Raw genomic sequence first — 12,329 nt, 5'->3', positions numbered from 1 at the left:
GACCAAGTCAGGGAACGGCAGCGCTGTCCCGTACCACGGAAGAGCGCGGCGTCGCCGCCGCTGACCCCATCTTGCCGCTTGTGAATGCATGGGGGCACACGCGCGCATACATCTCCGACGAGTACGCGTTGTAGCAGTAAGGATTGGTGACGGTGAACGCGCCGGTGGCGGGATTGATCGGCGCCCAGCAGTCGCTGGGCACGCCGATCGTGCAGAAGAGGAAGGGATCGTTGTTGTAGTACGGGATGAACTCGTAGTAACCGTCGGTCTGCGCCGACGAGGGCAACGTCATCACTGACAACAGCGCCAAGGGAAACAATCCACGCTTCTTCACGACCCATTCTCCTTGAGGGGGTGCCAATCTTCCAGACCCGCTTGAGACCAGACATCAATAGCTCTTGAAAACCGCCTTGGAACATGCGGTGTAGATGACCTTGCATTGCATGCCGGTGACCGCGCGATTCTCTCGCTCGCAACGCTCCATCGCGACCTCGCTCGCTGCTTCTTCATCGCCCGCCGCGGCGAAACTTGTCGGTCCATCGAGGTACCCTCTCCCCCCCACTTGTGGCTCCGCGACGGCAGCGCCCTGGTTCTTGTAGACAAAGCCAATCCTGCAATCCTTTACACCATTGGAGACGCATCGTTTAAGCGCGTCAGCCTCCGCTTCGGATTTCGACGCTTTGCCTGTCGTCACCCCAAAGCTGTTCCAGCCGTCGCCCGCGCCCATCGCAATGGCACCCCAGGTCTTGACCCAGTAGCCAGTCGGCCGGGGAGCCTCCTGCGGGGCCGCCTGGCTCTGTGAAATCGGAGCGCAACCGGCCGCGCCCTGGCCACCAACCGGATACTGACCAGAAGGGCACCCACCTTCGGCCAAGGCACTTCCACAAAACAGCATCAGAGGAACTAGGGGAATTGGAGACATCACGGCCATTCACGCCACAGCATATGCGAGACCCAGTCAATACTTTTCAAAAAAAGGTGTCGAGCATGCCTTGTATGAAACTTCACAATGAGCGCCAGCATTCTCTCGCGCGCATTTCTCAAGAGCCCTGCTTTCAGCAAGCTCTACTGTCGCACTACCAACAGCCACCACATTACCGCTAATTTTTCCATTTTCGCCAATTGGCTCTGAGAGTGCAGCACACTGATTGAAGTAACTCAGAAGGACTTCGCAGCCTGTTGCGCCTCGCTTTGCACATCGCATCACGGCGTCAGATTCCGCTTCCGCCTTGGATTTTTTCCCAACAGGCACACCGTAGTTCGGTACGCCATCAACCATGCCCATCGCGATCGCACCCCAAGTCTTAATCCACCTTCCTACAGGCTGATTTGACTGTTCCACAGCGCCTGACTGAGGTATCGGAGCGCAGCCCGCTGCCCCCTGACCTCCGATGGGGTACTGGCCAGGCGGACATCCGCCTTCAGCCATGGCAAAGCCAGAGCAGCCCAGTAACAAAAATCCAGTAATCAAGCCAGTTCTCACAGGACCCCCACTTCAGTAATTAAGAAAATCTATCCTCACTTCTTTGGGCATTTCCACGAGATCCAGGCTGCTGATGAAGCGCCGCAGAATCTCCACTACCACGCGCAGAATTAGGAAGACTCGTAGTGGACCTAGAGGATTCTACGACGGAGGAGTTTGATTCCGGCTTGGCTAGGGAATAAGACCCCGGCGGCTGCCCCTGCGGCCCCGGCGAAGACGCAGCCGCAGGGCCGAAGGCCGTGTAGGTCATGAACGTGCCCATGTTGCCTTGCCAGACCGCCGCCGCGATGGTGGGCACCGTGACGATCAGCACCGTCATCAGCAACCCGATCCCGCCTTGCTGCAGGGCCTGGGACGACAGGCCTTCGGCGTTGGCCAACGGAATGAACTTCATCGCCCAGTACGCCGCCGCCACCTTGGCGGTGAACTTCAAGACCATCGCCGACACCACCGACAGCATGGACATCGAGAACAGCGTGCCCAGCACGTAGAACAGCCACTTCCGGAACAGGTCCTTGGTCTGGTCGAACATCAGGAAGAAGATGAAGATCGGGCCGATGCCCACCAGAAATGCCATGGTGAACTTGAACAGCAGCAGCATGGCGCCGGCCGCCATCGGCGGACTGGCCGTGCCGAAGCTGGCCAGCAGCATCGAGCGCCCCTTCTTCTCGATCGATTCGGGATCGTTGGCGTCCACACGCACCGCATCCAGCGCCGACAGGGCCAACTGGGTGTACTTGAGGTTGTCGTCGATCGAGTCGGCCGCGCTGCTGGTGTCGTCGCCCGTGAACAACCCGTGGATCTCCTTGTCCAGGTTGTCGGTCATCGTCTTGTGCAGCGCCGCGCCGTTCGCGCCCAGCGTCGAGGCGATCATCAGGATCACCGCGACCTTGGCCGCCTTGACCATCGTCGCCATCGCCGACTCGCGCGACTGCCCGGTCGCGATGCGGTAGCCCTGGATCAGGACCCAGAACGTGGTCGCCGTCAACGCGATCACGCTCACCCAATGCATCGCCCGGCGCATCAGCTCCAGGCCGAAATCGGCGATCTCGTCGGTGAAGTAGTTGTTCACCAGGCGGAAGAACAGGAAGTCCCCCAGATTGGCGTCCGCCAACGGTTGCATCCAGTGCGTGGCGGTGTCGAAAAGTCCGTTCATGCTGCGTGCCTGCCCGATGTCCTGTGCTGTGTTGGAGTTGCCTGCGCCGTTACTTCGACAGCGCCCCGGCGAGCACGCCCGCCTGGATCACCTGCCCCAGGATGTTGCTCTTGTTGCCGTCCAGCGCGCGCCGCGCCAACCGCGACTGGTCGTCCTTGAGCGCCACGATATAGGTGTCGTAGGCCTTCATCTGCGCCTGCCAGTAATCCAGGTCCATGGCGTTCTGCGCCACGAAACGCTGCACCTCGTTGTCGTTGGCGGCCAGGGCACCCTGACTGGTCTGTACGCTGTCGCGCTGCGCCTGCACCTGCTTGAACTGCTCGTTGCGCTGGATCAGGCGCTTGAGCATGCGCACCGTCTCGTTGTATTGGGCGTTCTTGGCCAGCACGATGCGCGCGCAGACCTTCATCTGCTCGTCGACGGCGCTGCCGTTCATATCCGGCGCCAACGCCTTGAACTGGTTGATCAGCCCGGCGATGCCGCTCTGGCTCGCGCCGGGGCAGTCGTCTTCCAGACCATAGTCCTGGGGCCGCTCCGGAAAGGTGTCGGCCATGGTGGAATCGCCGAACTGCAGCCGCTGCAGCTTGATCAGCTGCTGCTGGTAGTGCTCCAACTGCATCTGGTACTGCTTGATCGTCTCGCTCCAGCGCTTGGCCTGCTCGGCGTATTCCTGCAGCGCCTTGGCCATCGACATCGGGTCGTTGACGATCCACGTCGCATTGGCGGGCGCAGCGACCAGGCAGGCGGCGAGCGCGACACCTGCGAACAGGCGCGAGAGGCGGTGGCGACGGGTCGAGGGGTGGGTCATGGCGGTCTCGGCAAGTCTGGTGCGATACAGGAAGTGGCGATCATCGCGGCGACTGGACGGCGGCAGGCGGCGACGAACCGCCGTCAGCGGCCACTGGATGGTCGGGTTCGGAAGCCTGCTGCGGCCGTCGTCCCTGATGAGCGGATGAGGCAGGTTGCGCGGGACTCTTGCATGAAGCGCATCCCATTTCCACCGCCCCATGCGGCCCCGTAGGGAGGCGTATTCAGCGAAGCCAGGCACGCCAATGGTTTCGCCGATCGGGGTAGGAAAACTCCGACATTGCGTCGCGGTATGTCCCGAGCCGGCCAGCGGCGCTGTCACCGTCCGTTTTGCGCAGCCAGGTCCGCACCAGTCCGCCCAGGCCGACCGCGATACGACCGCTCAGTCGTCGGCCAACCGCGCCCAGCGCTCGTGGTCGCGCCAGATCCCACCGATGCGCAAGTAGCGTGGCGAATAGCCTTCTCTGCGGAAGCCGGCGCGCTGCGCCAGGGCCAGCGAGCGGGTGTTGTCCGGCTGGATGTTGGCCTCCACCCGGTGCAGGCCCAGTTCGGCGAACGCATAGGCCACGCACAGGCGCAGCGCGTGCGTCATCAGCCCGCGGCCCTCGCAGCCGGCCATGGCGTGGTAGCCGAGATAAGCGCTCTGGAAACAGCCGCCGACCACCTGGCTGAAGGTGAACAGGCCGGCGAGCGCGCCGCTGCTGCGTTCGCGCGCCAGCAGCGCGATGTTGCTGCCGTCCAGGGTCTGCGCGTACCAGGCCTCGAACCCCGGCACGTCGGTGAACGGATAGGTCCAGGGGTGATGCAGGGCGACGCTGGCGCGGTGCGCCTGGATCAGGGCGATGCCGTCGCGGCGCCGCACCCGCGCCAGCGACACGGCTTCCTGCGCAGCCTGGCCCGCGCTCTGGCCCATGGCCTCAGGCCGGGGCCGCCGCGCCGTCGTCGCGACGCATGACCTGGGCGTGGCGCGTCTTGAACTCGTCGAAGCTCAGGCCCTGCGCCTGCGCGTCGGCATGCGCGGCGTCCTTCAGCGCGTCCGAGTACATCAGCCGCACCGGCGTGCCGGCGCGCTCGTGCAGTTCCGCCGCCTGCATGATCAGCGACAGCACCTGCGCGGCGCTCTCGCTCTGGCCGGCGATGCGCCCGTCCATGCCCAGCACCCATTCGCCGTCGCGGCGCACGATGCCGGCCAGCAGCGTGCGCTGCTGGTCGCGCAACTCCGCGTGCGGTTCGATGGGCGCGGCCGGCGCGGCGCCCTCGGCGCGGTGGCGCAGGCGCTCGGCCAGCTTCTTGCGCAGATCGCGGCGCTGCTTGGACTGGATGGACATGCGGTTTCCTCAACGATGACCCGACGACGATAGCCCAACCGCGACGCCGCTCACAGCGGGTCGGCCGGTTCCAGCCGCGGCACCTGCGCGTCCGGCAGCGGCAGGCGCTTGCCGCTGCGCCGCTCCCAGCGCCAGAAGCCCCAGCCGAGCAGGAAGAACGCGCCCGAGCCCAGCGCCAGGTGCAGGGCATGGCCGCTGAGCAGCGGCGACAGCACCCCGGCCACCAGCACGGTCACCATCAACTGGGTGAAGGCCTGCAGCGACGAGGCCAGCCCGCGCTGGCGCGGATACATGTCCAACACCGCCAGCGCCAGGATCGGGAAGATCAGCGCGGTGCCCAGGCCGGCGAAGAAGATCGGCAGCACCGCCCACGGCAGCGCGATCGCCGGCGCCAGCGCCGTGTAGGCGATGTTCCCGGCCATCGACAGGCCGCAGCAGACGAAACCGAAGCGCACCTGGCGCATCGGCCCGAACCGCCCGGCCATGCGCCCGGACAGGAACGCGCCCAGGGTCATGCCGCCGATGGTGGGCAGGAACAGCCAGGCGAAGTCGCGCTCGGTCTTGCCCAGCAGGTCGATCATGAACACCGGCGCCGAGGCGATGTACAGGAACACTCCGCCGAAGTTGAACGCGCCGGCCGCGGCCAGGCGCTGGAAGCGCGGATTGAGCGCGATGCCGATGTAGTCGCGCAGCAGCGTGCGCGGCGCCAGCGGCGTGCGCGCCTGCGGCGGATGCGTCTCCGGCATCCAGCGCAGGGTCGCCACCAGCAGCAGCGAGGAGAAGCCGACCAGGAACCAGAAGATCATCGGCCAGCCGCGGCCGCTGCCCAGGATCCAGCCGCCGATGACCGGCGCGATCGCCGGGGCGATGCCGAAAATCATCGACACCTGGCTCATCAGCCGCTGCGCGTCGTCGCCGTGGAACAGATCGCGGATCACCGCGCGGCCGACGATCATGCCGACCCCGGCCGAGACGCCCTGCAGCGCGCGGAACGCCAGCAGGGTCGGCAGGTCGCGCGACAGCGCGCAGCCGGCCGAGGCTAGGATGAACACGACCAACCCGCTGACGATCACCCGCCGCCGCCCCAATGCGTCGGACAACGGTCCGTGCGCTAGGCCCATCACCGCGTAGGCGAACAGGTACACGCTCACCGTCTGCTGGATCGCCACCGGATCGGCGTGCAGGCGCTGCGCCAGCTGCGGGAACGCCGGGAAGATGGTGTCGATGGAGAACGGGCCGAACATCGCCAGCCCGGCCAGCAGCAGGGCCATGCGGCGCGTGGACACGGACGGGAGCGTCATGGGGAGATCATCCTGAAAAGCCGGCCGCGGCGGCCGCAGGACCGGCGCACGCGCGACGGCGCCGTCCGGCATGGACGGGCGCGAGAAAAGGGAGTGCGGCCATGATACGCGCAGCCGCCGCCGGCGCGCAGCCGCCGCGGCTTGCCCATTCAGCCTGGCGTGGGGGCGAACGGCCCGCCGTAGGCGGCGCCGGCCACGCTATAATCGCGGCGCAGCAAGGTGGGAGAAGCGGGGCGACCCGCTGCCGAAGGCGCAAACGCCCGTAATCGCTCAGGCCCGATACCACCCGCACCAAGACTCTGGAGAGACCGGTCAAACCCGGCGCCGAAGGGGCACGAAGCGCAGCGCCAGCCGCCGCTTCCAAACTCTCAGGCAAAAGGACAGAGGGGCATTGGGAAGACGCGCGCTTCCCGTCGATCGTGCCCGCCGCTGCGGTCCGACGACGGCCTTGCGCGCGTCCCCGCCTCCTCGTGCCTTCCTCAGCCGGACGACTGCCATGTCTCACACCTCTTCGCTGCGCGACCTCGAACACCACTCGGCCTTCATCGAGCGCCACATCGGCCCGAACGACGCCGAGATCGCGCACATGCTGCGCACCGTCGGCCACGACTCGCTGGAGGCGATGACCGACGCCATCGTGCCCGGCAACATCAAGTCGCCCGCCGCGCTGGCGCTGCCCGACGCCGTCACCGAGGAGGAGGCGCTGGCCAAGATCCGCGCCATCGCCGACAAGAACACCGTGTTCCGCAGCTTCATCGGCCAGGGCTACTACGGCACCCACACGCCGAAGGTGATCCTGCGCAACATCCTCGAGAACCCGGCCTGGTACACCGCCTACACCCCGTATCAGGCGGAGATCTCGCAGGGCCGCATGGAAGCGCTGATCAACTTCCAGACCATGTGCGCCGACCTCACCGGCATGGAGATCGCCAACGCCTCGCTGCTGGACGAAGCCACCGCCGCGGCCGAGGCGATGACCCTGGCCAAGCGCTCGGCCAAGTCCAGGTCCGACACCTTCTTCGTGCACGACGCGGTGCATCCGCAGACCCTGGAACTGCTGCGCACCCGCGCCGAGCCGCTGGGCATCGTGCTGCGCGTGGGCACCCCGGAGGAAGCGCTGCAGGCCGAGTGCTTCGGCGTGCTGCTGCAATACCCCGACAGTTTCGGTCACATCGGCGACCACAAGGCGCTGGCCGACGCCGTGCATGCGCAAGGCGGCCTGGTCGCGGTCGCCACCGACCTGCTCGCGCTGACCCTGATCGCCGCCCCCGGCGAATGGGGCGCGGACATCGTCGTCGGCAATTCGCAGCGCTTCGGCGTGCCGTTCGGCTTCGGTGGTCCGCATGCCGCGTTCATGGCCTGCCGCGACGCCTACAAGCGTTCGATGCCGGGCCGCCTGATCGGCGTGTCGATCGACGCCGCCGGCAACCCCGCCTACCGCCTCACCCTGCAGACCCGCGAACAGCACATCCGCCGCGAGAAGGCCACCTCCAACATCTGCACCGCGCAGGTGCTGCTGGCGGTGATGGCCTCGATGTACGCGGTGTACCACGGCCCCGAGGGCCTGGTGCGCATCGCCCGCCGCACCCACCGCCTGGCCGCGATCCTCGCCGCGGCGCTGCGCGGCGCCGGCGTCGCCGTCGGCGAGCGCTTCTTCGACACCCTGCACGTCACCGGCGTCGATGCCGAGGCCATCCACGCCAAGGCGCGCGCGGCCGGCATCAACCTGCGCGCGATCGACAGCGCGGCGCTGGGCATCAGCCTGGACGAGACCGCCACCCGCGCCGACGTGGTGGCGCTGGCGCAGCTGTTCGGCGCCCAGGCCGACGTGGACGCGCTCGACGCCGCCACCGCCGACGCGCTGCCGCCGCAGTTGCTGCGCCACAGCGCGTTCCTGCAGCATCCGGTGTTCAACACCCACCACAGCGAGCACGAACTGCTGCGCTACATGCGCGCGCTGGCCGACAAGGACCTGGCGATGGATCGCACCATGATCCCGCTGGGCAGCTGCACCATGAAGCTCAACGCCACCGCCGAGATGATCCCGGTGACCTGGCCGCAGTTCGGCGCGATCCATCCGCTGGCCCCGGCCGAGCAGAGCGTCGGCTACAAGCAACTGATCGACGAACTGGAAGCGATGCTGGTCGAATGCACCGGCTACGACGCGGTCAGCCTGCAGCCCAACTCCGGCGCGCAGGGCGAGTACGCCGGTCTGCTGGCGATCCGCGCCTACCACCGCGCCCGCGGCGAAGGCCATCGCGACATCTGCCTGATCCCCGAATCGGCGCACGGCACCAACCCGGCCTCGGCGCAGATGTGCGGCATGACCGTGGTGGTGACCAAGTGCGACGGCAACGGCAACGTCGACGTCGCCGACATCCGCGCCAAGGCCGAGAAGTATTCGGACCGGCTGGCCGCGCTGATGATCACCTACCCGTCCACCCACGGCGTGTTCGAGGAAGACGTGGTGGCGATCTGCGAAGCGGTGCACGCGCACGGCGGCCAGGTCTACACCGACGGCGCCAACATGAACGCGCTGGTCGGCCTGGCCAAGCCCGGCAAGTGGGGCTCGGACGTGTCGCACCTGAACCTGCACAAGACCTTCTGCATCCCGCACGGCGGCGGCGGCCCCGGCGTCGGCCCGTGCGCGGTGAAGGCGCACCTGGCACCGTACCTGCCGCGCACGCTCGGCGGCGAAGGAGACGTCGGCATGGTTTCGGCGGCCAGCTTCGGCTCGGCCTCGATCCTGCCGATCAGCTGGATGTACATCACCATGATGGGCAACAGCGGGCTGCGTAAGGCCACCCAGGTCGCGCTGCTCAACGCCAACTACATCGCCAAGCGCCTGGCGCCGTACTACAAGACGCTGTACACCGGCCGCAACGGCCTGGTCGCGCACGAGTGCATCCTCGACGTGCGCCCGCTGGAGAAGACCAGCGGCATCGGCGCCGAGGACATCGCCAAGCGCCTGATCGACTTCGGCTTCCACGCGCCGACGTTGAGCTTCCCGGTCGCCGGCACGCTGATGGTGGAGCCGACCGAGAGCGAATCGCAGCACGAGCTGGATCGCTTCATCGACGCGATGATCCAGATCCGCGAAGAGATCGCCGCGATCGAGGACGGCCGCCTGGACCGCGAGGACAACCCGCTCAAGCACGCCCCGCACACCGCCGCGCAGGTCACCGCCAGCGAGTGGACCCACGCCTACCCGCGCGAACTGGCCGCGTTCCCGCTGCCGACGCTCAAGCAGCAGAAGTACTGGCCGCCGGTGGCGCGCGTGGACAACGTATACGGCGACAAGAACGTGATGTGCGCGTGCATCCCGGTGGACGCGTACAAGGAAGACGCGGTGGTCTGAGCCGCGCCCTCGTTCGGCGCTGCATCCGAGACCCAGCCTCGTGCGCGAGGCTGGGTTTTTTTATGCCTGCGCATCGCGCGCACGGCAGTAGACAAGTGCATGCGATGCAACGCGTTGCACGGCTCGTTCACGCCGCGCCGCCCAGGATCGGGACTTCCGCCGCGCCCGTATCTTCACGCACCGGGCACACCACTGCGACGCCTCTTCCGCCACGCACCGGAGCACCCCCATGGCCAGCCGCAAACGCACGCCCAGCGATCCCGCATCGTCCACCGCCCTCGCCTCCACCGCCGCGCCCGCCGACCAGCGCGGCCATGGCGACGAACTGCATCAGCAGGCCGGCGGCACGCATCCGCCGCTGACCACCAACCAGGGCATTCCGGTCGCCGACAACCAGAACTCGCTGCGCGCCACGCCGCGTGGGCCCACGCTGCTGGAAGACTTCATCCTGCGCGAGAAGATCACCCACTTCGACCACGAGCGCATTCCCGAGCGCATCGTGCACGCGCGCGGCAGCGCCGCACACGGCTACTTCGAGCTGACCGCCTCGCTGGCCAAGTACACCACCGCCAAGCTGCTCACCGAGGTCGGGGTGAAGACCCCGGTGTTCACCCGCTTCTCCACCGTCGCCGGCGGCGCCGGCTCGGTGGACACGCCGCGCGATGTGCGCGGCTTCGCGGTCAAGTTCTACACCAAGGAAGGCAACTGGGACCTGGTGGGCAACAACATCCCGGTGTTTTTCATCCAGGACGCGCTGAAGTTCCCCGATCTGATCCACTCGGTGAAGATGGAACCGGACCGTGGCTTCCCGCAGGCGGCCAGCGCGCACGACACGTTCTGGGACTTCGTTTCGCTGATGCCCGAATCGCTGCACATGATCATGTGGGCGATGAGCGACCGCACCATCCCGCGTTCGCTGCGCATGATGGAAGGCTTCGGCATCCACAGCTTCCGCCTGCTCGACGCGGAAGGGCGCAGCACCTTCGTCAAGTTCCACTGGCGGCCCAAGCTCGGCCTGCAGTCCACGATCTGGGACGAGGCGGTGAAGCTTGCCGGCGCCGATCCGGACTTCCACCGCCGCGACCTGTTCGAGGCGATCGAGCGCGGCGATTTCCCGGAGTGGGAACTGGGCGTGCAACTGTTCACCGAGGAGCAGGCCGACGCCTTCCCGTTCGACCATCTCGACGCCACCAAGCTGATTCCGGAAGAACTGGTGCCGCTGCAGATCGTCGGGCGCATGGTGCTGGACCGCTGGCCGGACAACTTCTTCGCCGAGACCGAGCAGGTGGCGTACTGCCCGGCCAACATCGTGCCCGGCATCGACTTCTCCAACGACCCGCTGCTGCAGGGTCGTCTGTTCTCGTACCTGGACACCCAGCTCAGCCGCCTGGGCGGACCCAACTTCCACCAGTTGCCGATCAATGCGCCGAAGTGCCCGTTCGCCAACATGCAGCGCGACGGCCACATGCAGATGGGCGTGCCCAAGGGCCGCGTCGCCTACGAACCCAGCTCGCTGCAGGCCGACAGCCCGCGCGAGACCGCGCGCGGCTTCGTCAGCCACCGCACCCAGCCCGACGACGGCGCCAAGGGCCGCGTGCGTGCCGAGAGCTTCGCCGACCACTACAGCCAGGCGCGGCTGTTCTACCGCAGCCAGACGCCGCCGGAACAGGCGCACGTCGCCTCGGCGCTGGTGTTCGAACTGTCCAAGGTCGACACCGCGCACGTGCGCGAGGCCGTGGTCGGGCACCTGCGCCACGTCGATCCCAAGCTGGCGCAGCGCGTCGCCGACGGCCTCGGCCTGGACGCACTGCCGCCGGCGCCTCCTGCCGCGGTCTCGCCGCAGGACCTGCCGCTGTCGCCGGCGCTGCAGCTCATCGGCCGCATGAAGCCGACCCTGCAGGGCCGCGCGATCGGCATCCTGATCGACGAGGGCTCGGACGCGAAACTGGTGCGCGACCTGCGCAAGGCCGCCACCGACGCCGGCGCGGCGGTCAAGATCGTCGCGCCCAAGCTGGGTGGCGCCGTCCTCAGCGACGGCAAGCGCCTGGCCGCCGACGGCCAACTGGCCGGTACACCCTCGTTCGTGTTCGACGCGGTGGCGGTGGTGCTGTCGGCCGAGGCCGGCAAGCGGCTGAGCAAGGAGTCGGCGGCCATCGACTTCGTCAGCAACGCTTTCGCCCACCTCAAGGCGATCGCCGCCGACGCCGGCGCGCAGCCGCTGCTGAAGGCCGGCAACGTGCAGAAGGATGCCGGGGTGGTCGAGGCCAGCGACAGCAAGGACTTCGTGACCGCGGCCAAGACCCGCCAGTGGAGCCGCGAGCCGAAGCTGCGTTTGCTCGCCTGAGCAGGCACGGCAAATCGCCGTGGCGCCACGCAGTGGTGCCACGGCGGCGCCTGTCACCGGGGGTTGCGGAGCGCCCTCGCCGCATGCGACACGGTGCATCAGGACGACGGTAGCCAGCCATCTGGAAGGCCCCTGATGCCACCATGCGTGCCAGCCATGACGTCGGGCAATGGTCGCGCACCAGCGCATGCACCAGGATTGTCATGTCGCCAGAACAGCTGACGCGAGGCGCCGCGATCCGGCGCCTGTGATCACCCACCCCCGCCCCCAGATCCGCCCGACGAGGGGCTCTCAGGCCACCCCATTGGCGGCCCGAAAATCGCCTGGTCAATTTTTCGCCACCCCTCTTGACACTGTTGTGTCACGGGCCGGGATCGGCCTTATCCACACCCTTATGCAGAACTAATCCACACCCCCTGTGGACAACGGCGCTCGGCTGCCCTCACTTCCTCCAGACAACCAAGTGATTGATTCAGAAGAAAAATGAATGTCACAGGCTTGACAAGAAGCCGGTGAGCGGCTCCTGCGCGGGCGGTTGGCAGGCGCAGCGGC

General features: G+C 67.2%; 10 protein-coding genes and 1 riboswitch. Of the genes, 2 read left to right on the top strand and 8 right to left on the bottom strand.

The features are described 5' to 3' along the window. Nucleotides 1–7: 7 nt before the first annotated feature. The 8 genes from PG878_RS05365 to PG878_RS05330 form a co-directional block, all read right to left on the bottom strand. On the bottom strand, nt 8–334 hold the full coding sequence (locus PG878_RS05365) for a hypothetical protein (protein ID WP_209029452.1): 327 nt from the start codon (nt 332–334) through the stop codon (nt 8–10). A gap of 54 nt (nt 335–388) precedes the next feature. Continuing rightward, nucleotides 389–874 (bottom strand): DUF4189 domain-containing protein, encoded by a 486-nt coding sequence (locus PG878_RS05360; protein WP_209029451.1) that lies wholly within the window; start codon nt 872–874, stop codon nt 389–391. Nucleotides 875–958: 84 nt separating this feature from the next. After that, nucleotides 959–1,285: a DUF4189 domain-containing protein gene (locus PG878_RS05355; RefSeq protein WP_244663479.1), complete on the bottom strand. Its 327-nt coding sequence runs from the start codon at nt 1,283–1,285 to the stop codon at nt 959–961. A gap of 217 nt (nt 1,286–1,502) precedes the next feature. Continuing rightward, nucleotides 1,503–2,639: a TrbL/VirB6 family protein gene (locus PG878_RS05350; protein WP_209029450.1), complete on the bottom strand. Its 1,137-nt coding sequence runs from the start codon at nt 2,637–2,639 to the stop codon at nt 1,503–1,505. Between the two features lie 49 nt (nt 2,640–2,688). Next, nucleotides 2,689–3,327, bottom strand: a complete 639-nt coding sequence (locus PG878_RS05345; RefSeq protein WP_209029837.1) for a hypothetical protein — start codon at nt 3,325–3,327, stop codon at nt 2,689–2,691. A 501-nt stretch (nt 3,328–3,828) separates the two neighbouring features. Further along, nucleotides 3,829–4,359, bottom strand: coding sequence for a GNAT family N-acetyltransferase (locus PG878_RS05340; protein WP_209029449.1), 531 nt, complete (start codon nt 4,357–4,359; stop codon nt 3,829–3,831). A gap of 4 nt (nt 4,360–4,363) precedes the next feature. Continuing rightward, nucleotides 4,364–4,774 (bottom strand): hypothetical protein, encoded by a 411-nt coding sequence (locus PG878_RS05335; protein ID WP_048491498.1) that lies wholly within the window; start codon nt 4,772–4,774, stop codon nt 4,364–4,366. A 50-nt stretch (nt 4,775–4,824) separates the two neighbouring features. After that, nucleotides 4,825–6,075, bottom strand: coding sequence for a multidrug effflux MFS transporter (locus PG878_RS05330; protein WP_244663480.1), 1,251 nt, complete (start codon nt 6,073–6,075; stop codon nt 4,825–4,827). 289 nt (nt 6,076–6,364) lie between these two features. Next, nucleotides 6,365–6,469, top strand: a riboswitch (glycine riboswitch). Between the two features lie 102 nt (nt 6,470–6,571). Here PG878_RS05330 and gcvP point away from each other — a divergent pair. Continuing rightward, nucleotides 6,572–9,433 carry an aminomethyl-transferring glycine dehydrogenase gene (gcvP, locus tag PG878_RS05325; RefSeq protein WP_209029448.1) on the top strand — a complete coding sequence of 954 codons (2,862 nt, stop codon included), beginning with the start codon at nt 6,572–6,574 and terminating at the stop codon, nt 9,431–9,433. Between the two features lie 229 nt (nt 9,434–9,662). Further along, entirely contained in the window at nt 9,663–11,777 is a 2,115-nt protein-coding gene (locus tag PG878_RS05320) for a catalase (RefSeq protein WP_209029447.1), read from the top strand. Nucleotides 11,778–12,329: the final 552 nt, after the last annotated feature.

The organism is Xanthomonas hawaiiensis (assembly GCF_031834635.1).
Classification (GTDB): Bacteria; Pseudomonadota; Gammaproteobacteria; order Xanthomonadales; family Xanthomonadaceae; genus Xanthomonas_A; species Xanthomonas_A sacchari.
The sequence above is the reverse complement of the archived record's forward strand: the minus strand, read 5'-3'. Positions and strand labels throughout refer to the sequence as shown.